We start from the raw sequence: 24,714 nt of genomic DNA, 5'->3' as shown, positions 1-24,714 counted from the left end.
ATATTAATGAATATCAAATCATTCACATTTGCACTTACTGCATTAGCGGCAACATCAACAAGCTTTGCACAGGATTTAAAAATTCAGAACTTCCTAGCAAAGCCTGAACATTTTGGCGTGACTTCAACATTAATCGAAGGTGACAAAGAAGTCTTACTGGTCAATGCGCAATTTTCTAAATCGGAAGCTTTACGTATTGTGGCAGATATTTTAGACAGTGGTAAAACTTTAAAAACAATTTTTGTCAGTTACGGTGATCCTGACTTCTATTTTGGCTTAGATGTATTTAAACAATATTTCCCAAATGTGCAAATCATTGCAACTCCTGAAACGGTAAAACATATTCAAGATACTCAGGCTTTAAAAGTTGCTTATTGGGGACCCAAAATGGGAGCCAATGCACCGAGTCAAATTATTGTTCCGCAAACGTATACGGCTAAGACCTTAAAATTTGAAAATGAAAATATCGAGATTAAGGGAAAAAATGAGCTGACTTATTTGTGGATTCCAAGTGCTAAAGCAGTTGTAGCCGGTATTCCAGTCTCTTCTGGGATTCATTTATGGATGGCGGATACTCCTACAACAAAAGATCGTAACGAAGTGGTACAGGCATTAGAAAGTATCAAATCATTAAAACCGAATGTAGTCGTTCCTGCACATATGAAAGCGAGTGCAGCAGAAGGATTGGATGCAGTTAACTTTTCTATCGATTATTTGAAGCAATATGAGAAAGCAGCAAAAGTTACGAAAACATCGACTGATTTAATTCAAATGATGCAAAAAGAATATCCAACTTTAAGCGAATCAAGCAGTCTGGAATTAGGTGCTAAAGTGGTTAAAGGTGAGATGCAGTGGCCTTAAATTCGCTGTAAACGAAGAAAACCGTGATTAATTTTCACGGTTTTTTATTTTTAATACATCTATTGTTAACTCAAACTTTTTAATTGTAAGTTTTTAGCAGTGTTAATAGCACTTTGTATAAATGATAAAAATTGAAGATAAGACTATATTTGTATGATCTGATCCGAATCGTATTGCAGAAAGACAATAAATTATAAATATTTAATCTAATTCAAAGAATTGCAAAATTAAGTGAATGCTCATCTAAACTGATTTAATAAAAATTGCAAAACAATACGGCTTAAACAACAAACTGCAACCAATCCTCACCACGTTCATCGAAAAAATTGTGAATCATAGGCAACGCAAAGACAACTTTGCTTTTTGTCATAATGAAAGGAAATACACAATGAAAAAGTTAGCCCTAATCTCTATGGTTGTATCAGGTGTTGCATTCACAGCTGTAGGTTGTTCAACACAAGGTGGTCTTGATGCTTCTGGTTCAGCACAAACTAGCGTTAGCCCTTCAGGCGTACAAGGTGGTGTAGGTGTACAAGCGGGTTCATCTGTTGATGTTCAACCTGGTGGTGCTTCAGCAGGTGTTTCTGGTTCTGTTTCAGGCTCAGCAGATGCTTCTGCACAATAATCTCTTCGTTCTTGAGTAAAAGATACGATTAATTGGTGCGATAGATGCCCAATCCAATTGATCAAAATGTACTGCTATACATTGCATCAATTTACTCGTTAAGAACAAATGGATCTTGATCCAGAGGATGAGAGTGAATAGAAAAAATTCTCATCCTTTAATGACGCTCATGAAGCAATTTTTGACTTTGATTGGCAAAATAATTAGTTTGGATTAAGCAGAATAGTTAATGACTTTTTAAGCTTAGCTCTTTAGCGTACATCATATTTTTGAAATCTTGATCTTGATCTCTGGCTTTATAAAAGCATATAGTCGGAAAGAACAAGAATTATGAACAGCGCGATAAAGGGGACAAACGTGACAGCATTACCTCAGAAAATTCAAACGATTTTAGATAAAGGACAAGGTCCAGCTGCACGTGCATTAGATAAACTTCCCAAAATAGTTCAAGAATCTCTCGCAAAAGTTTTAGGTTATCCCTATCAATATCCTGACTTAGACGCCTTTACCAAGTGCTTAATGGCGGTGCAAATTAAACAAGGACGTATAGGGTTTATCGGGGAAGATCCAATTGAATCACGCCGCCAGTTTGATGCACAAATGTTGGCGATCCTAAACAAAGCGACACAGATTGAATCGGTAGAAGACATTCGATTACCTTTACAAAGTGGAACAGTCTTCGCTAGACATTATCATCCTGCACCCAATAAAAAATTACCTATGATCTTGTTCTATCATGGTGGTGGTTTTGTGGTTGGTGGATTGGATACTCATGATGAGGTGTGTCGACTCATCGCCAAATATGCCAAAGTACAGGTATTAAGTATCGATTATCCACTTGCACCTGAAGCTTCTCCGCAACTATTAATCAAATCATGTGAAGATGCATTAGCATGGGTCTATCAGAATCGCCGACAATTAAAGATTTATAAAAATAGAATTGCTGTTGCTGGTGATAGTGCCGGCGGAAATATCAGTACAGTCGTTGCACAACACACAGCTGGTAAATCTTATGCTCCACAAGCTCAATTACTTATATATCCAGTTGTAGACTTCAAAAGTAGACATCCATCATTTTATGCATATGGTGAAGGGTTGGTATTGACGAGTAAGGATGTTGATTATGTTACTCAGTATTATGCGACTCAACACAACATCGCTTTGGATAATCCACTGATCTCTCCAACCTATGGTAATTTGAGAAAGCTAGCACCTGCGTATGTTATTACAGCTGGGCATGACTTGCTTCATGATGAAGGAGAAATTTACAGCCATAAATTGAGACAAAGCGGAGTTAAAGTTCAATATGTAGATTATCCAGATCAAACACATGGATTTATCAATTTGACACCTATTTCTAGTAAGGCTAAGCGCAATACAATCGAAATAGCCAAGAACTTTAGAAAATTTTGGGATAAACATAGCTGATTCAAAAAATGCCGATGTTTCACGTGGAACATCGGCATCCTTTAATTAACAATTAGAAATAGCAAAATTATAGATAGAAAACTAAAATCGGTACCCATTCTAAATAGACTTTAAATTGAGAACAGTAATCATGAAAAAACTATTCCTCGCAACCAGTTTGGTTTTAGCAAGTAGTCAGCTATTTGCAAATACAATTATTGATATGAAAACCTCAATGGGGAATATTGAAATTGAACTTTTTAATGATAAAGCACCCGTATCAGCAAAAAATTTTGAGAATTATGTAAAAAGTAACTTTTATGCTGGAACCATTTTTCATCGAGTCATCCCAGGATTTATGATTCAAGGTGGGGGGATGGATGCCAATATGATTGAGAAGGCAACTAAAGCTCCAATTATTAATGAGGCAAATAATGGTCTCAAAAATGCACGTGGAACTTTAGCAATGGCACGCACGAGTGATCCTAATTCTGCCACGAGTCAATTTTTTATTAATGTTGCTGATAATAGCTTCTTGAATCGTTCAGCTATGGATGCAGGTTATGCCGTATTTGGTAAAGTCACCAAAGGAATGAATGTTGTTGATAAAATCGTAAATGTGCCTACAGGTAATTATGGAATGCATCAAAATGTACCAAAGCAACCGATTAAAATTATCAGTGTGCAAATAAAGAAATAACGAATAAATTAAGAGAAAATTTAATTTATTTGTTTAAATTCAATATTTTAATGTGATTTTTGCTGTATTTTTATGGGTGTTGTGGGTAAAAAAACAACACTCGTCACAATCTTTTTCTAAAAACACTTGCGCACCAAAAAAAACCTCCTATAATGCACACATCCCGACGCAATGAAGCAAATAACTTAGCTTTAAACGGTTAAGTTGATTAACTTTATTGTGTTGAATTTTTCACTGACGAGGTGAAAAAAGATCATTAAGAGAATAGAAGAACAACTTGTGTGGATTTTTACTGGTTGATCGATCGAAATAATTTTCATTGATTGAATGGTAGAAATTTCTCGAAGTTTATTTGAGCGAATTTTTAGTCAGAAAATTGATGAGCCAGAATTAGCACCTTGTCTTAACTAAGGTGCAAAATGATTTTAACTGAAGAGTTTGATCATGGCTCAGATTGAACGCTGGCGGCAGGCTTAACACATGCAAGTCGAGCGGAGATGAGGTGCTTGCACCTTATCTTAGCGGCGGACGGGTGAGTAATGCTTAGGAATCTGCCTATTAGTGGGGGACAACATTCCGAAAGGAATGCTAATACCGCATACGTCCTACGGGAGAAAGCAGGGGATCTTCGGACCTTGCGCTAATAGATGAGCCTAAGTCGGATTAGCTAGTTGGTGGGGGTAAAGGCCTACCAAGGCGACGATCTGTAGCGGGTCTGAGAGGATGATCCGCCACACTGGGACTGAGACACGGCCCAGACTCCTACGGGAGGCAGCAGTGGGGAATATTGGACAATGGGGGGAACCCTGATCCAGCCATGCCGCGTGTGTGAAGAAGGCCTTATGGTTGTAAAGCACTTTAAGCGAGGAGGAGGCTACTGAGACTAATACTCTTGGATAGTGGACGTTACTCGCAGAATAAGCACCGGCTAACTCTGTGCCAGCAGCCGCGGTAATACAGAGGGTGCGAGCGTTAATCGGATTTACTGGGCGTAAAGCGTGCGTAGGCGGCTTTTTAAGTCGGATGTGAAATCCCCGAGCTTAACTTGGGAATTGCATTCGATACTGGGAAGCTAGAGTATGGGAGAGGATGGTAGAATTCCAGGTGTAGCGGTGAAATGCGTAGAGATCTGGAGGAATACCGATGGCGAAGGCAGCCATCTGGCCTAATACTGACGCTGAGGTACGAAAGCATGGGGAGCAAACAGGATTAGATACCCTGGTAGTCCATGCCGTAAACGATGTCTACTAGCCGTTGGGGCCTTTGAGGCTTTAGTGGCGCAGCTAACGCGATAAGTAGACCGCCTGGGGAGTACGGTCGCAAGACTAAAACTCAAATGAATTGACGGGGGCCCGCACAAGCGGTGGAGCATGTGGTTTAATTCGATGCAACGCGAAGAACCTTACCTGGCCTTGACATACTAGAAACTTTCCAGAGATGGATTGGTGCCTTCGGGAATCTAGATACAGGTGCTGCATGGCTGTCGTCAGCTCGTGTCGTGAGATGTTGGGTTAAGTCCCGCAACGAGCGCAACCCTTTTCCTTACTTGCCAGCATTTCGGATGGGAACTTTAAGGATACTGCCAGTGACAAACTGGAGGAAGGCGGGGACGACGTCAAGTCATCATGGCCCTTACGGCCAGGGCTACACACGTGCTACAATGGTCGGTACAAAGGGTTGCTACACAGCGATGTGATGCTAATCTCAAAAAGCCGATCGTAGTCCGGATTGGAGTCTGCAACTCGACTCCATGAAGTCGGAATCGCTAGTAATCGCGGATCAGAATGCCGCGGTGAATACGTTCCCGGGCCTTGTACACACCGCCCGTCACACCATGGGAGTTTGTTGCACCAGAAGTAGGTAGTCTAACCGCAAGGAGGACGCTTACCACGGTGTGGCCGATGACTGGGGTGAAGTCGTAACAAGGTAGCCGTAGGGGAACCTGCGGCTGGATCACCTCCTTAACGAAAGATTGGTGACCGGTAAGAATCCACAACAAGTTGTTCTTCGAAGATGTATCTGAGGGTCTGTAGCTCAGTTGGTTAGAGCACACGCTTGATAAGCGTGGGGTCACAAGTTCAAGTCTTGTCAGACCCACCACTACTGACGAAGTGATGAATAATCACAAGCTGCTAGATGAAAAGATATGTCGTTCATTATGATTAAAGCTGGGGACTTAGCTTAGTTGGTAGAGCGCCTGCTTTGCACGCAGGAGGTCAGGAGTTCGACTCTCCTAGTCTCCACCATGAATTAAATGAAATATTTAATTCTGAGCTAAATAGATTATAGAGTTTAATGAATAAAAAGATTAAGTAATTGATCTTGGTTTATTAATCTCTGTGATTTATCACAGTTTACTACGCACCGACGAGGTGGTAGTTAATCATTAACAGCTTAGAAAAATTGAGTCTGAAATAAATTGTTCACTCAAGAATTTAAGTTGATCGAAGTAATTCGATTGATTTAAACATATTGAGAACTAGCAAAAACACTGAATCAAGCGTTTTGGTATATGAATTTAGATTGAAGCTGTATGGTGATTAAATTCACAGACAACAAACCAGTAGCAATTAAGTTTGCAACGATAACACTCACTTGTATGTGTTAACGACTGTTTGGGGTTGTATAGTCAAGTAATTAAGTGCATGTGGTGGATGCCTTGGCAGTCAGAGGCGATGAAAGACGTGATAGCCTGCGAAAAGCTCCGGGGAGGCGGCAAATATCCTTTGATCCGGAGATTTCTGAATGGGGGAACCCACCCGCTATAAGGCGGGTATCATAAACTGAATACATAGGTTTATGAAGCGAACGAGGGGAAGTGAAACATCTCAGTACCCTTAGGAAAAGAAATCAATTGAGATTCCCTTAGTAGCGGCGAGCGAACGGGGAGCAGCCCATTAAGTTATGTGTGTTTTAGTGGAACGCTCTGGGAAGTGCGAACGTAGAGGGTGATATTCCCGTACACGAAAGGGCACACATAATGATGACGAGTAGGGCGAGGCACGTGAAACCTTGTCTGAATATGGGGGACCATCCTCCAAGGCTAAATACTCCTGACTGACCGATAGTGAACCAGTACCGTGAGGGAAAGGCGAAAAGAACCCCTGTGAGGGGAGTGAAATAGATCCTGAAACCGCATGCATACAAGCAGTGGGAGCCGACTTGTTCGGTGACTGCGTACCTTTTGTATAATGGGTCAGCGACTTATATTCAGTAGCGAGGTTAACCGAATAGGGGAGCCGTAGAGAAATCGAGTCTTAATAGGGCGTTTAGTTGCTGGGTATAGACCCGAAACCAGGCGATCTATCCATGAGCAGGTTGAAGGTTGGGTAACACTAACTGGAGGACCGAACCCACTGTCGTTGAAAAGCCAGGGGATGACTTGTGGATAGGGGTGAAAGGCTAATCAAGCCTGGTGATAGCTGGTTCTCCCCGAAAGCTATTTAGGTAGCGCCTCGGAACTCATCTTCGGGGGTAGAGCACTGTTTCGGCTAGGGGGTCATCCCGACTTACCAAACCGATGCAAACTCCGAATACCAATGAGTACTATCCGGGAGACAGACTGCGGGTGCTAACGTCCGTAGTCAAGAGGAAAACAATCCAGACCGCCAGCTAAGGCCCCAAAATCATAGTTAAGTGGGAAACGATGTGGGAAGGCATAGACAGCTAGGAGGTTGGCTTAGAAGCAGCCACCCTTTAAAGAAAGCGTAATAGCTCACTAGTCGAGTCGGCCTGCGCGGAAGATGTAACGGGGCTAAAACTATGTGCCGAAGCTGCGGATTTGACATTAGTCAAGTGGTAGGGGAGCGTTCTGTAAGCCGATGAAGGTGTATTGAGAAGTATGCTGGAGGTATCAGAAGTGCGAATGCTGACGTGAGTAACGACAAAACGGGTGAAAAACCCGTTCGCTGAAAGACCAAGGGTTCCAGTCCAACGTTAATCGGGGCTGGGTGAGTCGACCCCTAAGGCGAGGCCGAGAGGCGTAGTCGATGGGAAATTGGTTAATATTCCAATACTTCTGTGTAATGCGATGAGAGGACGGAGAAGGTTAAGTCAGCCTGGCGTTGGTTGTCCAGGTGGAAGACCGTAGGCATGCATCTTAGGCAAATCCGGGGTGCTCTATGCTGAGAGTCGATAGCAAGCTGTACTTGTACAGTGAAGTGGCTGATACCATGCTTCCAGGAAAAGTCTCTAAGCTTCAGTTACACAGGAATCGTACCCGAAACCGACACAGGTGGTCAGGTCGAGTAGACCAAAGCGCTTGAGAGAACTCTGCTGAAGGAACTAGGCAAAATGGTACCGTAACTTCGGGAGAAGGTACGCTGCTGACGGTGATGGGACTTGCTCCCTGAGCGGTTGGCAGCCGCAGAAACCAGGCCGCTGCAACTGTTTATTAAAAACATAGCACTCTGCAAACACGAAAGTGGACGTATAGGGTGTGATGCCTGCCCGGTGCTGGAAGGTTAATTGATGGGGTTAGCGTAAGCGAAGCTCTTGATCGAAGCCCCAGTAAACGGCGGCCGTAACTATAACGGTCCTAAGGTAGCGAAATTCCTTGTCGGGTAAGTTCCGACCTGCACGAATGGCATAATGATGGCGGCGCTGTCTCCAGCAGAGGCTCAGTGAAATCGAAATCGCTGTGAAGATGCAGTGTACCCGCGGCTAGACGGAAAGACCCCGTGAACCTTTACTGCAGCTTGACATTGAACTTTGACCTTACTTGTGTAGGATAGGTGGGAGGCTTTGAAGTTGGAACGCTAGTTCCAATGGAGCCGTCCTTGAAATACCACCCCTGGTAATGTTGAGGTTCTAACTCTGTCCCGTAATCCGGGACGAGGACCATGTCTGGTGGGTAGTTTGACTGGGGCGGTCTCCTCCTAAAGAGTAACGGAGGAGTACGAAGGTGCGCTCAGCGTGGTCGGAAATCACGCGTAGAGTATAAAGGCAAAAGCGCGCTTAACTGCGAGACCCACAAGTCGAGCAGGTACGAAAAGTAGGTCTTAGTGATCCGGTGGTTCTGTATGGAAGGGCCATCGCTCAACGGATAAAAGGTACTCTGGGGATAACAGGCTGATACCGCCCAAGAGTTCATATCGACGGCGGTGTTTGGCACCTCGATGTCGGCTCATCTCATCCTGGGGCTGAAGCAGGTCCCAAGGGTATGGCTGTTCGCCATTTAAAGAGGTACGCGAGCTGGGTTTAGAACGTCGTGAGACAGTTCGGTCCCTATCTACCGTGGGCGCTGGAAATTTGAGAGGATCTGCTCCTAGTACGAGAGGACCAGAGTGGACGAACCTCTGGTGTACCGGTTGTCACGCCAGTGGCATCGCCGGGTAGCTATGTTCGGAAGGGATAACCGCTGAAAGCATCTAAGCGGGAAGCCTACCTCAAGATAAGATTTCCCTAGGAATTTATTCCTCTAAAGAGCCGTTCGAGACTAGGACGTTGATAGGTTGGGTGTGGAAGCACGGTGACGTGTGAAGCTGACCAATACTAATTGCTCGTGAGGCTTGACTATACAACACCCAAACAGTTGTTGTATTCAAGATAAATTCAATACACAACTTGATTTAGTGTACAAACTAGTTACAATACAGACCCAATAATCTAATCCGTTAATAACTCTTTGGATCGTAAGTAAGGCAAACATTATTAATTAATGTGAATAAGACCCGAAAACACCACAACAGTTTGCTGGCGACAATAGCAAGAGTGAACCACCTGATCCCTTCCCGAACTCAGAAGTGAAACCTCTTCGCGCTGATGGTAGTGTGGCGTTTGCCATGTGAGAGTAAGTCATCGCCAGCTTTTAAATCTAAACACCCCTAACCTAACGGTTAGGGGTGTTTTTTATTGCAAAAAAGAAAATTTAAAAGCAATCTACAAAATCTCAATTGTTTTATCCCTACTTCAATTTATGATTGATTTAAATTCATAATTATAAAAAGGAATTCAGCAATTGCTAGAGAAAGAATAGATAAAAAGAAGCCCCATCATCCTGACGGGGCTTCTTAGTATTCAGTTTCTTGTCGTTTATATTCCTTATCAACGACCGCTTCCTGCGTATCTTGTTATTTTCGATGAGACTTCCTGTCTCTTTATGCATCTTATATTAGCGGTCAAGTCGACAATGGAATAGACGTAAATCTACCTGATCAATGTACGCTTAGACGTACAACTAAGTGATATTATATTTCTGTAATTTGGCAACTAGTGCTGCTAATCCTTTCACTTCAAATTCATTGGCTTCAAATTTTTCGTCTTTATTGCGTTTAAAAATGTCTCGAATTTCAATGACGGCGTTTGGATCAACTAGACCTAAGCTTGAGGTTACTTGACGAATTTGGCTAATTGAACGTGAACCATTGGTTGAACCATAGCCGATAAAAGCTGCAGGTTTGCCTTGCCATTCTTTACCAATATAATCCAAGGCATTTTTCAGTGCTGGACTATAGCCATGGTTATATTCAGGGCTAATAAATATGAATCCTTGTGCTTGAGCAATTTTATCTGCCCAAGCTTGCTGTTTAGGCTGATCATAGATACCTGTTGCGGGTGGGTGAGCACCTGCAAATAACGGTAAATCCCACTCTTTAAGATCGACGATTTCTGTTTGAAGATTATTTAACGTGAGCTCAGAGATTGCTTGTTGTACCCAGTTTGCAACTTTAATTGCAGTTCGACTTTCACGAACACTGCCGACAATAATATAAATGAGCATATTTAAATTCCTATGTGTTATTGCTTTGATTTAAAAATGAATGTTTCTATGATCTTATACAATTCTTTAGCGTTAAAAAAAGCTCTCATTTGAGAGCTTTTGTGTTACATCAATTTGATGCCTTGCTGACCTGCTGGGGTCACTTTAAAGATTTCAACTTCAAAGGTAATGTTTTTACCAGCAAGTGGATGATTAAAGTCAATCTCTGTGATGTCATCATTGACTGATTTTACGATGCCAAACAAGGTTGCTTTAGCTTTATCTTCAAATTCAATCATATGCCCGATGATAGGACGTTGTTCAAACTTCACGGTATCAAAAGTTTGAATATTTTCAGGATTCCATGGACCAAAAGCATCTTCAGGCGGTAAATGTACAGTACGACGGTCGCCTGCACGTAAACCAAATAATGCCTTTTCAAATCCTGGGAGTAGGTTGCCATCACCAATGACTAGACTAACAGGCTCTTCACGACCACGGGTATTATCAATTTCAACACCATTTTCGATCGATACTGAAAAATGTAAATCAACTTTTGAACCATCTTCAATCCGAATTTCTTCGTTTGGTTGGATAATTTCAGACATTTTTTGTTTCCGCATTTTGGATACGTTTCTTTTCAAGGAAGAAAGTATCAATAAGTAGCAGGATTGTTCCTAAGGTAATCGCACTATCTGCAATATTAAAAGCAGGGAAGTGACTGTCTTGATAATAGACATGAATAAAGTCAACGACATAACCCAATGAGACGCGGTCTATGAGGTTGCCTATAGCACCACCGAGAATTAATGCAATTGCCATCGGAAGGATGATCATCTTTTTTGGCATTTTCATTAACCAAAAAATAAAGATAATCGAGACAAAGCCTGCTAAAGAAGTAAAAAAGTAACGTTGCCAGCCACCAGCATCAGAAAGAAAACTGAATGCAGCACCATAGTTATGCAGTAATGTCCAATTCAAGAAAGGTAATACAGGAACAGGATCGGCATAGTTTAAGTGTGTACTTGCAATCCATTTTGTCCATTGATCTAACACAATGGCAAGGACTGAAAGTCCAAGCCACATGAGATTATGAGGATAAAACTGGAACAAGCCTTTTTTTGCTTGTGTATTAGGCATACTTTCTCACTTCGCCACTACCAGTGACATTGACGATACAACGAGCGCATAAACCAGCATGACCAACGTGGGTATTCACGTCTGGCAATACATGCCAGCAACGTACACATTTTTCACCATCAGCCGCAGAAACTTTGACACGTAATCCTGTTAAGTCAGTGCTTTCACCTTGTTCAGCATACGGGTAAACGATGACTTGAGACGTGATCAAGACGAAACGTAATTCATCAGCCAACTGATTTAATAATGTTTGTAATGCTTCATCTGCCCAAAGTTCAACTTTTGCAGATAAGTTACTACCAACGAGTTTAGCGTTACGTGCTGCTTCAATCTGTTTATTTACTGCTGATTTTACGCTAATCAATGTTTGCCAATCTGCTTCTGAAAGCAAATTTGCTGTTGATGCCGTTGGGATGTCATACCATTCAGCAGTAAATACATATTTCTCAGTTTGCTCTGGGATCAATGGCCAAGCTTCTTGAGCAGTAAAGCTCAGGATTGGTGACATCCAGCGCACAAAAGCTTGTACTAAATGATACAGCGCAGTTTGTGCTGAACGACGAGCTTGTGAATCCGCTTTGGTGGTGTACTGACGATCTTTGATGATGTCGAGATAGAAACCACCTAAGTCATTGATACAGAAATTGGTCAATGCGTTAGTTACAATGTGGAAGTTCATCTCTTCATAGGCTTGCTGAATGGTTTTTTGTACTTCAGCAGCACGTTGCAAGATGTATTGGTCTAATGCGATCAATTCGTTTACAGGTAAAGCATCTGTTGATGGTTTGAAACCATTTAAGTTTGCCAACAAGAAACGTAAAGTGTTGCGGATACGACGATAACCATCAGACGCACGGCTAAAGATTTCTTTACCTGCGGTCATTTCATAGCGATAGTCAGCCGAAGCAATCCAGAAACGTAAACCATCTGCACCCATATCTTTGATGATGTCTTGTGGGGTGATGATGTTGCCTAATGACTTAGACATTTTACGACCTTTCTCATCCACGACGAATCCGTGAGTGAGTAGACCTTTATACGGTGCACGTTCATTAATCGCAATTGAAGTTAACAATGACGATTGGAACCAGCCACGATGTTGGTCAGAACCTTCAAGATACAGATCCGCAGGGTCTTGTAACTCTTCACGTTCACGCAACACTGCATAATGTGTAGTACCTGAGTCAAACCAAACGTCAAGTGTATCGCGTACGGCATTGTACTGTTCAGCATCAGCGCCAATGAAGTCGCTAGCATCGCGGTTATACCAACCATCAATACCTTCTTGTTCGATCAGTTTAGCAACTTCTTCAATGAGTTCAGGTGTACGAGGGTGTAATGCATTAGTATCTTTATGTACAAAGAATGGGATTGGTACGCCCCAAGTACGTTGACGTGAGATACACCAGTCAGGACGACCTTCGATCATCGATTGAATACGATTTTTACCCCAATCTGGAACAAATTCGATGTCATTTTCAATCGCATTTAAAGCAGTTTGACGTAAACCTTTGGCATCCATGCTGATAAACCATTGTGGTGTTGCACGGAAGATAATCGGTGTTTTATGACGCCAGCAATGTGGATAGCTATGTTTAATTGGCTGATGTGCCCATAAACGACCTACAGCACCCAAAGCTTCGATAATTTTTGGATTGGCTTTGTAGATGTGCTCACCCGCAAAAATCGGTGCAGTTGGTAAATATACGCCATTACCACCGACTGGATTATCGACTTTTAGATTGTATTGCAGACCGACTTTATAGTCGTCCACACCGTGTCCAGGAGCAGTATGTACGGCACCTGTACCGCTCGTCGCAATTACGTGCTCACCAACAATTACTGGGACTTGACGATCAGTAATTAAAGGATGCTGTAATAATAGCTTCTCGATGACAGCGCCTTTAAAATCAGCCAATACAACTGGATTTTCGAGCTTGTAACGTTCGATTGCTGATTCAACTAAATCTTTGGCAAGAATGAAGTTTTGTGAGCCTCGTTCAGTGCTTACTTGTACAAGTTGGTAGTCAATGTCGGCATGTACTGCAACAGCTTGGTTGGCAGGTAAAGTCCACGGTGTAGTTGTCCAAATGACAATATCAGTCACATCTTGAACATCAATACTTAGACGTGTGCTTAAATCTTTAAGATCAATGACGGTGAAACCGACATCAATTGCATCAGATTTTTTGTCTTCGTATTCAACTTCTGCTTCTGCAAGTGCAGAACCACAGTCCAAACACCAGTTCACAGGCTTCAAACCTGGTTCAATATGACCCGCTTTAGCAATCGCACCCAAAGAACGTACGATGTCAGCTTCTTGTTTGAAGTTCATGGTGAGGTATGGATTATCCCAGTCACCAAACACACCCATACGCACGAAGTCTTTTTTCTGTAACTCGACTTGTGTGTAAGCATATTCACGGCATGCTTTGCGGAAGGTAGATGCGTCGACCTTGACACCAACCTTACCCACTTTCTCTTCTACTTTAAGCTCAATCGGTAATCCGTGACAGTCCCAACCAGGAACATAGGGTGCATCAAAGCCATCCATCACGCGGCTTTTGATGATGATGTCTTTTAAAACTTTATTGACTGCATGACCTAAGTGGATTTGACCATTGGCATATGGAGGGCCGTCATGAAGTACATATTTTTTCTTGCCAATACGCGATGCGCGAATCTGCTGATAAATGTTGTCGGCATACCACTCTTCTAACCATTTGGCTTCACGCACAGCCAAATTTGCTTTCATCGCAAATTCAGTATCAGGCAAATTGAGTGTGGCTTTATAATCCACTGCATTTTCAGGAGTTTGCTTATCGCTCATGCAAGTTTTCTTCCAGTTTTATCAGTCTAAACTGACATGTTCTACAAAAATGAAATTTAAAATTTAAAAAGGAAATTCTGGTGTGCGCTTACGATAGTCTCGTAGTTTTTGCACATCATCATCAATCCCAGCTTTGAGTGCTTCAAGCGAAGGGTAATTCAGTTCGCCATGTAAATAGTGAAGAAAAGTTACCCGCATCAATAGGCCATACAGATTAGCAGAAACATCAGGGAAATGTACTTCTAATCGCCATTCTGGATGATCTTGTTGAATAGCTGGACGTGTCCCGACATGACCTGCACCAAACAAACTATCAGCTTGATAACCAGCAATTCCATTCAACCCAGCATCTGTATGTTGAATTTTTGCTGTGAGAGAAGCATTCTCACATACCACGTCTACCGCATAAATACCACTTAAACACGGTTTGTGGCGATTTAAACGGACATTAATCGTTGGAAAATCAAGGGTACGTCCAATCTGATCGCCATATTGCACACGACCTGTAATGCTGTATGGACGACCCAATAATTTAGCAGCTAAAGCAAGATCACCTGCTTGTAAAACTTGACGAATACGAGTTGAACTCACACGTTCACCATTTAAAGCCACTGTATTTAAATTAGTGACGTCAAATCCATAATCGCGTAGGAATTCGCTATTACCTTGGCGGTCTTTACCAAAATGAAAGTCATCACCTAATACTAAGCATTGAGCATTGAGTTTTAATTTGAGTAGCTCAGCAAATTGGGTTGCATTAAGACTTCTAAAATACTGATCAAACTTGGCGACAGCAATATAATCCACCCCTAACTCAGTTAAATATTCTACTTTTTCTCTGAGCGAGCTAATACGTGGTGGTGCGTCATAACCTTTAAAAAATTCAAGCGGTTGTGGCTCAAAAATCATCACTAATGTTTTTAAGCCTTTGGCATCAGCCAATCTTTTGAGTTGAGCAATCATCGCTTGGTGACCCAGATGGACACCATCAAAATTGCCAATCGTTACCGCGCTCGGAGGTAACTGAAAATCTGGCGATAATGCGTTGAGACGAAGCAACTTCATGGGCGTTAAATTCAGTGAATTTTGCAAAGGCTATATATTGCCATATTCTCAGCGATTCGTCTTGTTGTTGTGTTTTTACGCAAGGAAATTTCAATATTTAAACGCAATATATCATTTTTATTGATTCATTAAATAAAAATAAATCAATTTTTCTTATTAATTGGATCGCTTAAGATAGCTTAATCGTCGCTATAGATCGAGAAAGAGATGAAAAAGCCATTTTATCAGCTAGAACAAAGCAGAGATGTGATTCGCCATTTTACCCCAAACTGGTTTACCGCCACGATGGGAACAGGTGTGGTAGCAATGATTTTAGCACAGCTGCCTTTTGCTTCATCTGTCTTGTTTATGCTTGCGACTAAATTATGGCAGTTCAATATCTTGCTATTTATCACTTTCAGTATTCTTTATGGCTTGCGTTGGCTTCTGTTTCCGATTGAAGCAAAACAGATTCTTAACCACCCAAACATGAGCTTGTTTTTAGGTGCGATACCGATGGGACTAGCGACGATTGCGAATGGTTTCTTGAGCTTTGGAGTGCATTTATATGGCGATATTGCGATTCAGATAGCGACTTATCTTTGGTATCTCGATGTATTTCTTGCGGTGTTGATTGCCTGGGTGGTGCCATTTTGTATGTTTAGCTGTCAGGACCATCAATTGCAACGCATGACTGCGGTTTGGTTGTTGCCAATCGTGGCGTGTGAGGTGGCTGCGAGTTCTGCAGGGTTACTATTACAGCATTTGGCCGCGGATCAGCATGCTTTAGCGATCTTGATCACGGGGTATGTATTGTGGGGGATTTCTGTATTGCCTGCTTTTGCAATCTTAACCATTTTGATGTTACGTCTGGCTTTGCATCAGTTGCCTGAAAAAGAAGTCGCGATTTCTAGCTGGTTATGTTTAGGACCGATTGGAACAGGGGCATTGGCTTTGTTGTTACTCGGTCAGCAAGCTCCACGTATTTTGAATGCTGTTGGATTAGAAGAATTGGCGACAATAGTTCCAGCCTTAGGTGTCATTGGTGGTTTGATCTTGTTGGGTTTTGGCTTGTGGTGGTTTGGCATCGCTGTTTTAACGACTGTACGTCACGCGCGTACAGGGATTCCTTTTAACCTTGGTTGGTGGGGGCTGACTTTCCCATTTGGTGTATTTATTTTAGCAATCTTTAATTTGGCGCATCAGTTACAGTTCAATTTCTTAACCTATATTGCTGTAGCTTTGAGTATTGTTTTGCTCGTGTTATGGGCTTTAGTGATGAAAAAAACAGTGGTTGGAGCATATAGTGGTCAACTATTTTTCTCGCCTTGTTTGGTCGCCTTACAGCAAAAGATGCAATAAGATAATCGGTGTGCAAGAGCACACCTTTTTATGTGTGTTGGCTTTAATCTGAATAGAGAATGTGGTTATGAATGCTGATGTTGCTTTGATGATGGCACTGCCAAATGAATCAAAAGGTCTATTTGAGCAAGCTGGAATTGAAGTTCACTATAGTGGTATCGGTAAAATTAATGCAGCATTCAAGGCATTTGAGGTAATCCAAAAAACGGGATGTAAAACCTTGATCAACTTGGGTAGTGCTGGGAGCTCTCATTTTAATGCGCATAGTTTAGTTGAGGTGACGACCTTCGTGCAGCGCGATATGGATGTATCACCTTTGGGCTTTGCGGTCGGGGTCACGCCTATGGATGAACATTTACCTGCTGAGATTCATACACCAGCCTATTTTGAATATTTACCTAAAGGGATTTGTGGTACAGGTGATTCATTTGAAACTGAGGTTCCAAAGGTTCATTGCAATTTAGTAGATATGGAAGGTTATGCTCTGGCAAAGGTATGCCAAAAACTTGGTGTGCGGTTGATTTCAGTAAAATATATTACGGATGGGGCAGATGATACTGCTCATTTAGACTGGGAAGAAAACCTATTGGTAGGGGCACAAAAACTGCTCGCTTTGTATCAAGCTCACTTCTAATAAAAAAGCCCATCGATCGAGATGGGCTTTTTTTAATGGGCTAATTTAGCGAGGGATCACACCATAAAGCATCATATGCACTGTATGTTCAATCGTGCGTTGGTACATGCTGCGATTGCGTAACGTTTTGCCTGTCACCATCTCCATTTGTGTAGCAAAATCCGCATAATTCTGCGTAATTGCCCAAATGTTAATAATCAACAGTTCCGCATCGATTTCTTTTGAGATTTTCCCTTGTTCTTGCCAAGTTTGGATCACTTTGGTTTTGCGTTTAAACAACTTTTTCAAAGGTCCTTTTAAGATCGGCAATATATGTGGAGCACCTTGGATGATTTCTAAAGCAAACAAACGAGATGCTTTAGGTTGGTCGCGTGAGCTTTCGAGTTTTTGAATGAGATAGTCAGTAAGTGCTTGAGTAGGCTCAAGTTCTGCTTCTAAAATTTGCAAAGGTGCAAGCCATTTCTGTAATACAGTTGTCAGCACCTCAACATAAAGCGATTCTTTATTTTCATAGTAATAGAAAATATTCGATTTATGCATATTTGCAAGTTGTGCAATCTCATCCAAACTTGCGCCGCTGAACCCATAGACGGAAAAAACATCTAGGGCAGCATTCAGCAGTTGATTGCGCTTTTGTGTACTTTTTTTCTGTTCCATCTGCGAGCTTGATTCAAAAAATGTCCTTGACATTGTAAGATAAATTCATATATCTGTGCACAAGAACACATTTTTTTTAGCAAAAATCGTTCAGTTCTTAGATTAACGGTAACGTTCTGTTGATTAACGGTAAAAACTGACCATTTTGGGTATCTTCTGCCGCTTATTTTGTAGACAAAAACAGAACGGTCAGTCATTTTTCTTAGTCGTAAAACATATAGCTCAAGTGGCTAAAACAGCCTCTAAAACCTGCTGTTCTAGGCGTGTGAAGGCAATATTCTTAACGCGTGGACGAGCTAAATCAACGTTGAAACTCTGTTTAATGTGACCTTGATCGAGCAAGATAATACGATCTGCCAGTTGAACGGCCTCACTAACATCATGGGTCACTAAAATAGCGGTAAAACCTTGTTCATTCCAAAGTTGTTCGATGAGATTTTGCATCTCTAATCGTGTGAGCGCATCTAATGCACCTAAAGGCTCGTCCAGTAGTAGAATGCGAGGCGCATGCGATAGAGCACGTGCTAAAGCAACACGTTGACGTTGTCCCCCTGAAAGTTGAGTGGGCCAATGTTCGGCTTTATCTTTTAAGCCCACTTTTTCCAGCAATTGCTCGGTAGATTTATATTTTTCTTTGGCTAATCCAAGTTGCGTGTTTTTCAATACACTTTTCCATGGTAGTAGACGTGGATCTTGAAACATGACCCTAATATCAGCATTGGTAATCCCTTCTCTAAAATGGCGTGCAGATTGATATTTGATTTCGCCATAACTTGGTTTTTCCAGTTGGGCGATTAAACGTAACAAGGTGCTTTTACCACAACCACTACGTCCAACAATTGCAACAAATTCACCTGCTTGAATATCTAAATCTAGATCTTCTAATACTTTGACATCACCATAAAATTTATAGAGTTGCTCAATTTGAATAGCAGCCCCAGTGGTATTGTGATCCTTGGATAGTGATTCTTGGGTACGAGATTCACTTAAGAATTTTAGGTTGAGATTCGTCATAAATTGATCCTTTTTATTTTTGATAGCCTGCATGCCAACGCAATAAATAACGTTCTAATATCTGTGCAAAAACATCAGCTAGTTTTCCAAGTAGGGCATAGAGCAAAATGCCGACCAAAACGATATCTGTTTGTAAAAATTCACGTGCATTCATGGTCATATAACCAATACCAGATTGCGCTGATATCGTTTCAGCTACGATGAGAAGCACCCAAACCAAACCGAGTGAAAAACGAAAACCGACTAAAATCGAAGGCATGGCCCCAGGTAAAATAATTTCTTTATAAAGTTGCCAGCGACTCAGACCATAACTTTTTCCCATTTCGATTAGTTGAGGGTCAACAGAACGAATACCGTGATAGGTGTTGATATAAATTGGAAAAAACACACCGACCGCAACTAGAAATAATTTGGCTGTTTCATCAATGCCGAACCATAAAATAACCAATGGAATCAGTGCTAAAGCAGGAATATTGCGGATCATTTGTAGAGTGGTATCGAGTAAGGTCGATGCGATCCGTGATGAACCATTCAATAACCCGAGCAGTAGACCTAGACCGCCTCCGATGAGTAATCCAAGTAATGCCCGTCCAGCGCTGACCTTTACGTGCTGCCAAAGCTCGCCACTAATTAGTAAGTGCCAAAAGGCACTCACTACAGCGGTCGGTGCAGGAAGAACACGACTTTGCAAGAGACCCGAACTTGATGCAACTTGCCATATCACGATCAATAAAATAGGGAATAGCCACGGTAAAAGATTGGTAAAAATGCGTTGTGTTCCACGTGAAACATGATGCGTAGTCATGCGGTCTCCTTGTTTAACAATTTAGGCTGTTTGGCTTCGGGCACATAATTGTTGGCAATAATTTCACCGAAGGGACCTGTTAAATGAGGTTGTGCAAGTTTCTCTCGTGTTTTTAGTGGCAATAACGGAAACACCAATTCTGCAAAACGGATTGATTCTTCTAAATGTGGATAGCCTGAGAAGATAAAAGTATCGATACCCAACTCAGCATATTCTTGAATACGTGCAGCAACAGTTTCTGGATCACCAACCAAGGCTGTGCCTGCCCCACCACGGACTAAACCAATACCCGCCCATAAGTTTGGTGAGACTTCTAATTGATCTTTACGCCCGCCGTGCAAAGCAGCCATGCGCTGCTGGCCGACAGAGTCCATTTGTGCAAATTTTTTCTGCGCTGCTGCAATAGTCTCATCATCTAAATATTGAATTAATTCATCGGCTGCTGCCCAAGCTTGGTGGTTGGTCTCGCGTACTATCACGTGTAAACGGATTCCATAATTCAAGCTACGACCCTTTGCCGCAGCCTTAGCTTTTAAATATTCGATTTTTTCTTTTACAGCAGCTGGTGGTTCACCCCATGTTAAATAGGTATCCACTTGTTCCGCCGCAAGTTCAGTAGCATCTTCTGATGAGCCGCCAAACCAAAGGGGAGGGTAAGGTTTTTGCACAGGTGGGTACAAAAGTTTGGCATCGTCAACGCTTAAGCGCTCACCATGAAAAGTGAAGGATTCACCAGTATGTGATCGGCTTAGAATTTCACGCCAAATTTTTACATATTCAGATGCCGTTTGATAACGCGTACTATGGTCTTCATATAAGCCATCACCTTTGAGTTCTTGCTCATCACCGCCAGTCACAAGATTCAATAAAATACGACCATTTGATAAGCGATCAAATGTGGCAGCCATTCGTGCAGCGAGTGCAGGCGTCGTGATTCCTGGTCGGAGTGCGACTAAAAATTTAAGCTGTTTTGTGGCATCGATGAGGCTTGCTGCTGTGATCCATGGGTCTTCACAAGAGCGACCAGTTGGAATTAATACTCCTGCATAGCCAAGATTATCTACAGCAACTGCAATCTGTTTCATATAAGCATGATCGACCTGACGAGCACCCTTGCTGGTGCCTAAATAACGACTGTCACCGTGAGTGGGAATAAACCAAAAAATATTCATGTCGATGTTCCTTATGAAAGTAAAATAAGCATTTATTTGGCAGACCAGACGCTGCGCTGAACGTCTATTTGCACAGGGATCAATTGCTCTTGTTGAAATAAATCGGCAATCTCTTGTTGGTGGAGAGTTACCTCTGTTGTGAGAGGAAGTACAGGCGAAGGTTTTGGTCTTTTGTCTAAAACACGTTGAGCAACTTGAGTATCAAGACCTGTACTCCCTGCGTAGATTTTTAAGGCTTGATCTTGGTGTTTTACGATCCAGTAATCTGCATCATTGATCGCATTTATGACTTTCTGTACAGCTTGAGGATGCTTCTGGATGAAATTTGGATTGCCAATATAAAAAGAATAAGTGGTTGGAAAAGATCGCCCATCAATCAACGTTTTGGTATGACCCTGTAATTCCGCAGTGCCCAAATAAGGTTCCCAAATTGCCCAAGCATCTACCGCTTTTTTATCAAATGCAGCACGTGCATCAGAGGGTGGTAACCAAATAGGTTCGATATCTTGCCAAGACAATTGAGCTTTTTGTAAGGTCTTAGCGAGCAGCTCATGTGCACTAGAACCTCTTTGCACAGCAATTCGTTTACCTTTCAAATCTTGTAGTGTATTGAATTGGCTATTGGGGTGAACCAATATGGCTTGTGCAGTAGGTGCGACAACTTCATAAGCCACATAAGTTAATGGCTTTGCAGCTGCTTGAGCAAAAATAGGTGGTGTATTTCCAACAGAGCCAAAATCGACAGCACCAACAGCCAATGCTTCAAGTAATTGTGGACCTGCAGGAAATTCACGCCATTCAATTTTGGCATTTGGAAAGGCTTGCTCGAATAATTTCTGTTGTCTTGCGACCAGTAGATTCAGCGAAGATTTTTGGAAGCCGATAGAAAGTGTTTTTACCGCGCTATTTTCATTTGAGGTTGCGGTGTCTGCCGACGGCTGTTCGATTTTTTGACAGCCTCCGATTGTCGCTGCCGCGATCAATAAACCCAAAATTGAAACGTTAGAAAGCACCTTCATCGAGATCTCCAATTATTTAACATCGTTTTTTAGGATGGCATCTTGGATGACAAGCTGTTTTGGAATAAGTTTTTGCGCAAAAAATGCATCAGCAACGTATTGTTGTTCTTTAGCGACTTTTTCAGAGATTGGTTGAACGCTGAAACCCATACGAGAGATTGATGTTTTTAAAACCGCAAATTCCAGCCCTGTCGGTTTTTCGAGTAATTTAGCTGCGTCATCAGGATGTGCTTTGACCCAGTCAGTTGTTTGATTCAGAGTGGCAACCAGAGTTTTCAAAACTGCTGGATTGGATTCAGCAAACGTACGATCAGCCAAATAGAATTGATGATTACTGACCAGATGTTCACCGTTCGCAATTACTCGAGCTTGGATTTGATGTTCTGCAGCAGAGAAGAATGGATCCCAAATCACCCAAGCATCGACGGCACCTTTTTCAAACGCAGCACGTGCATCAGAAGGAGGGAGATAAACGGGTTGAATGTCATTGAGCGTAAGGTTATGTGCTTCAAGCAGTTTTAATAAAAGATAATGAACGTTTGAACCCTTGTTTAAAGCAACACGTTTACCCTTCAAATCTTGTATTGATTGAATCGGTGAGTCCTTCTGCACAATTAAGGCTTCAGCAGTAGGTGCAGGTGGTTGGTTTGCAACGTAGACTAAGTTAGGGTTCGCTGCTTGAGCAAAGATAGGTGGTGCCTCACCTGCTTCACCAAATACTACGCTCCCAACATTTAAACCTTCTAAGAGTTGAGGACCCGCTGGAAACTCAACCCATTTAATATTCACACCCTGAGCAGCAAGACTTTTTTCTAATTCACCTTTTGCTTTGACAATCGGCAAGATGCCATATTTCTGGAAGCCGATGTTTAATGTTGTGGTTTCTTGTTTTGTTTCTGCTTGCTGCTCAGGTTTTTTAGCACAACCAGAAATACCCAATAAGCTGCTAAGACTTGCAGCAAGAAGTGTGTATTTTAGCCATGAAGAATGGATTGAAATGTTCATAGTGGTTGTGCTCCCCGTAAATCCAAAAAGATCTAAATAAGTGAGCAACTAAACTAGAACGCTTTTTATTGCAGAAAAAATAAATAATCAGGCTTTAGTTATCAGTAAAAGTGCAAAATAGAAAAAAGAATAAGTTTAGTGATTTATTGAATATTGAAAGAATTAAAAAATCTCACCTAAGCTAATGTTTATTATATCTTTTAAATTTTATTTAAGGTTTTAGATCAAATTAAATTAAAACAATAATCACAGTATTGAGCGATTCGAAGATATCTTTATCAGAAATAAAAATATCTTCACGTACTGGAATTAGTTCAATGCTTTTTTAAACACAAGTGAATTTCTTTGATAATTATAGAGCGCTTGGCGAGCGTTGGGTAAGTCATCCACAGTGGCAGGAATAAATCCTTGCTCTAAAAACCAGTGGCCTGTTCGAGTGGTGAGAACGAATAATTGTTGTATATCTTGCTGTTTGGCTTTGCTTTCCAAGAATTGCAGAATTTGGCTGCCACGATTGGATTTTCGATAGCTAGAATCGACTGCAACACAGGCAATTTCCGCTGAACGAATTTCATCGTCCTGCGCAGGTATTGGATACAATGCAGCGCAAGCCAAGATCATGCCATCTCGTTCAATTACTGCAAATTGTTCAATCTCACTCTCAAGACGTTCCCGAGAGCGATAAACCAAAATACCTTCTTGTTCGAGTGGACGAAGTAGATTAATGAGACCACCAACATCATGAATATTGGCAATTCGAACTTCTTCATAATGTGCATCGGTAATCATGGTACCTATACCATCACGAGTGAATAACTCCTCGATCAATGCACCATCATAAGCATAAGAAATTAAATGTACACGATGAACCCCTGATAAAGAGGCCTGTTGAGCTTGTTTTAAATGTAATGAAAATTCAGGATTATTTGCTTGGAACTGTTGAATATAAGGTTCAAGTTGACGAGGGCTCAGTTCACGAAGCAAGTGCTGTTTTTGATTCATTAAACCTTGTTTTTCACCCAAGAAAATGAGTTTATCGGCTTTAATCGCAGTTGCAGTTTTGGTTGCAACTTCCTCAGCCAGTAAATTAAACACCTCACCTGTGGTGGAGTAGCCTGTCGGTCCTAGCAACACAATATTGTGATTATCTAAATGACGCTGAATAGCATCTGTATCGATTGAACGTACATCACCTGTCAGTTGGAAATCGATACCATCACGAATACCATAAGGTTTTGCGGTGACAAAATTACCTGATACAACATCAATACGGGCGCCGTACATCGGTGAGTTCGCAAGGCCCATAGATAGCAGAGCTTCTATTTCTAAGCGAATCGAACCAACAGCATTCATAACGCCGCGTAAAGACTCGCGTGTCGTTACACGACGATTTTGATGAAAAGGTGTTTCAATTTTGCGTTCAAGCAAATTTTGATTAATTTGTGGACGTGCACCATGTACTAAGATCAGACGAATACCTAACGAGTGCAGTAAGGCAATATCGTGGATGATATGCTGGAAATTATCATGTTGAACCGCTTCACCGCCAAACATCAGGACGAATGTTTTATCACGATGAGCATTGATATAAGGTGCTGAATGGCGAAACCAATGTACATAATCTTGCGCTGTACTATTTGAAGTTTCAGTGATTTGGTTCGCCATATCGATCTCAGATTTACTGCAATTTATTTGATTCTAACCAAAAAAAGCAAAAGATAAATCTCTTAGTACTGTTG

General features: G+C 41.7%; 18 protein-coding genes, 2 tRNA genes and 3 rRNA genes. 11 read left to right on the top strand and 12 right to left on the bottom strand.

Annotation, left to right across the window (positions count from 1 at the left end; translation table 11 throughout):
- Positions 1 to 6: 6 nt before the first annotated feature.
- From H2677_RS15555 to rrf, 9 genes are all read left to right on the top strand, one after another.
- Positions 7 to 861 (top strand): MBL fold metallo-hydrolase, encoded by an 855-nt coding sequence (locus H2677_RS15555; RefSeq protein ID WP_212638886.1) that lies wholly within the window; start codon positions 7 to 9, stop codon positions 859 to 861.
- A 388-nt stretch (positions 862 to 1,249) separates the two neighbouring features.
- Positions 1,250 to 1,486 carry a hypothetical protein gene (locus tag H2677_RS15550; RefSeq protein WP_004914451.1) on the top strand — a complete coding sequence of 79 codons (237 nt, stop codon included), beginning with the start codon at positions 1,250 to 1,252 and terminating at the stop codon, positions 1,484 to 1,486.
- A 357-nt stretch (positions 1,487 to 1,843) separates the two neighbouring features.
- Complete coding sequence (locus tag H2677_RS15545; RefSeq protein WP_004949932.1) at positions 1,844 to 2,914, top strand: alpha/beta hydrolase; 1,071 nt, start codon at positions 1,844 to 1,846, stop codon at positions 2,912 to 2,914.
- A 130-nt stretch (positions 2,915 to 3,044) separates the two neighbouring features.
- Positions 3,045 to 3,593 carry a peptidylprolyl isomerase gene (locus H2677_RS15540; RefSeq protein ID WP_125299720.1) on the top strand — a complete coding sequence of 183 codons (549 nt, stop codon included), beginning with the start codon at positions 3,045 to 3,047 and terminating at the stop codon, positions 3,591 to 3,593.
- A gap of 426 nt (positions 3,594 to 4,019) precedes the next feature.
- Positions 4,020 to 5,557: ribosomal RNA gene (locus H2677_RS15535) — 16S ribosomal RNA — on the top strand.
- Between the two features lie 59 nt (positions 5,558 to 5,616).
- Positions 5,617 to 5,693, top strand: a tRNA-Ile gene (locus tag H2677_RS15530).
- A gap of 70 nt (positions 5,694 to 5,763) precedes the next feature.
- Positions 5,764 to 5,839 (top strand) — tRNA-Ala (locus H2677_RS15525).
- A 381-nt stretch (positions 5,840 to 6,220) separates the two neighbouring features.
- A 23S ribosomal RNA gene (locus H2677_RS15520) occupies positions 6,221 to 9,111 on the top strand.
- Between the two features lie 175 nt (positions 9,112 to 9,286).
- Positions 9,287 to 9,401: ribosomal RNA gene (gene rrf / locus H2677_RS15515) — 5S ribosomal RNA — on the top strand.
- Together the 16S, 23S and 5S rRNA genes with 2 tRNA genes alongside form the textbook arrangement of a ribosomal RNA operon.
- Before the next feature lie 370 nt (positions 9,402 to 9,771).
- Here rrf and H2677_RS15510 read toward each other — a convergent pair.
- The 5 genes from H2677_RS15510 to ribF all read right to left on the bottom strand — a co-directional run bounded on the left by H2677_RS15510 (position 9,772) and on the right by ribF (position 15,328).
- Positions 9,772 to 10,314 carry an NADPH-dependent FMN reductase gene (locus H2677_RS15510; protein ID WP_212638885.1) on the bottom strand — a complete coding sequence of 181 codons (543 nt, stop codon included), beginning with the start codon at positions 10,312 to 10,314 and terminating at the stop codon, positions 9,772 to 9,774.
- A gap of 104 nt (positions 10,315 to 10,418) precedes the next feature.
- Complete coding sequence (locus H2677_RS15505) at positions 10,419 to 10,901, bottom strand: FKBP-type peptidyl-prolyl cis-trans isomerase (RefSeq protein ID WP_004907359.1); 483 nt, start codon at positions 10,899 to 10,901, stop codon at positions 10,419 to 10,421.
- Positions 10,894 to 11,433, bottom strand: a complete 540-nt coding sequence (lspA, locus tag H2677_RS15500; protein WP_004907358.1) for a signal peptidase II — start codon at positions 11,431 to 11,433, stop codon at positions 10,894 to 10,896. The genes H2677_RS15505 and lspA overlap by 8 nt, the downstream gene beginning before the upstream one ends.
- Positions 11,426 to 14,263, bottom strand: coding sequence for an isoleucine--tRNA ligase (ileS, locus tag H2677_RS15495; protein WP_212638884.1), 2,838 nt, complete (start codon positions 14,261 to 14,263; stop codon positions 11,426 to 11,428). The genes lspA and ileS overlap by 8 nt, the downstream gene beginning before the upstream one ends.
- A 63-nt stretch (positions 14,264 to 14,326) precedes the next feature.
- Positions 14,327 to 15,328 carry a riboflavin biosynthesis protein RibF gene (gene ribF / locus H2677_RS15490; protein ID WP_212638883.1) on the bottom strand — a complete coding sequence of 334 codons (1,002 nt, stop codon included), beginning with the start codon at positions 15,326 to 15,328 and terminating at the stop codon, positions 14,327 to 14,329.
- Positions 15,329 to 15,535: 207 nt separating this feature from the next.
- Between ribF and H2677_RS15485 the strand changes: the two genes are divergently transcribed.
- Both H2677_RS15485 and H2677_RS15480 read left to right on the top strand, forming a co-directional pair.
- A complete protein-coding gene (locus tag H2677_RS15485; RefSeq protein WP_212638882.1) occupies positions 15,536 to 16,669 on the top strand; it encodes a TDT family transporter in 1,134 nt (377 codons plus the stop codon).
- Between the two features lie 67 nt (positions 16,670 to 16,736).
- Entirely contained in the window at positions 16,737 to 17,303 is a 567-nt protein-coding gene (locus H2677_RS15480) for a 5'-methylthioadenosine/S-adenosylhomocysteine nucleosidase family protein (RefSeq protein ID WP_212638881.1), read from the top strand.
- 45 nt (positions 17,304 to 17,348) lie between these two features.
- Here the strand turns inward: H2677_RS15480 and H2677_RS15475 are convergent, their stop codons facing one another.
- From H2677_RS15475 to argA, 7 genes are all read right to left on the bottom strand, one after another.
- Positions 17,349 to 17,960, bottom strand: coding sequence for a TetR/AcrR family transcriptional regulator (locus H2677_RS15475; protein WP_004956922.1), 612 nt, complete (start codon positions 17,958 to 17,960; stop codon positions 17,349 to 17,351).
- 222 nt (positions 17,961 to 18,182) lie between these two features.
- Entirely contained in the window at positions 18,183 to 18,974 is a 792-nt protein-coding gene (locus H2677_RS15470) for an ABC transporter ATP-binding protein (protein WP_212638880.1), read from the bottom strand.
- A gap of 13 nt (positions 18,975 to 18,987) precedes the next feature.
- Positions 18,988 to 19,779 (bottom strand): aliphatic sulfonate ABC transporter permease SsuC, encoded by a 792-nt coding sequence (gene ssuC, locus H2677_RS15465; protein ID WP_125297580.1) that lies wholly within the window; start codon positions 19,777 to 19,779, stop codon positions 18,988 to 18,990.
- Positions 19,776 to 20,951 (bottom strand): FMNH2-dependent alkanesulfonate monooxygenase, encoded by a 1,176-nt coding sequence (gene ssuD, locus H2677_RS15460; protein ID WP_212638879.1) that lies wholly within the window; start codon positions 20,949 to 20,951, stop codon positions 19,776 to 19,778. The genes ssuC and ssuD overlap by 4 nt, the downstream gene beginning before the upstream one ends.
- Before the next feature lie 32 nt (positions 20,952 to 20,983).
- Positions 20,984 to 21,970 (bottom strand): aliphatic sulfonate ABC transporter substrate-binding protein, encoded by a 987-nt coding sequence (locus H2677_RS15455; protein ID WP_212638878.1) that lies wholly within the window; start codon positions 21,968 to 21,970, stop codon positions 20,984 to 20,986.
- A gap of 12 nt (positions 21,971 to 21,982) precedes the next feature.
- Positions 21,983 to 22,975, bottom strand: coding sequence for a sulfonate ABC transporter substrate-binding protein (locus tag H2677_RS15450; protein WP_212638877.1), 993 nt, complete (start codon positions 22,973 to 22,975; stop codon positions 21,983 to 21,985).
- A gap of 309 nt (positions 22,976 to 23,284) precedes the next feature.
- On the bottom strand, positions 23,285 to 24,640 hold the full coding sequence (argA, locus tag H2677_RS15445; RefSeq protein WP_212638876.1) for an amino-acid N-acetyltransferase: 1,356 nt from the start codon (positions 24,638 to 24,640) through the stop codon (positions 23,285 to 23,287).
- Positions 24,641 to 24,714 lie beyond the last annotated feature (74 nt).

Origin of the sequence: Acinetobacter junii, from assembly GCF_018336855.1 — a bacterium.
Classification (GTDB): Bacteria; Pseudomonadota; Gammaproteobacteria; order Pseudomonadales; family Moraxellaceae; genus Acinetobacter; species Acinetobacter junii.
The sequence above is the reverse complement of the archived record's forward strand: the minus strand, read 5'-3'. Positions and strand labels throughout refer to the sequence as shown.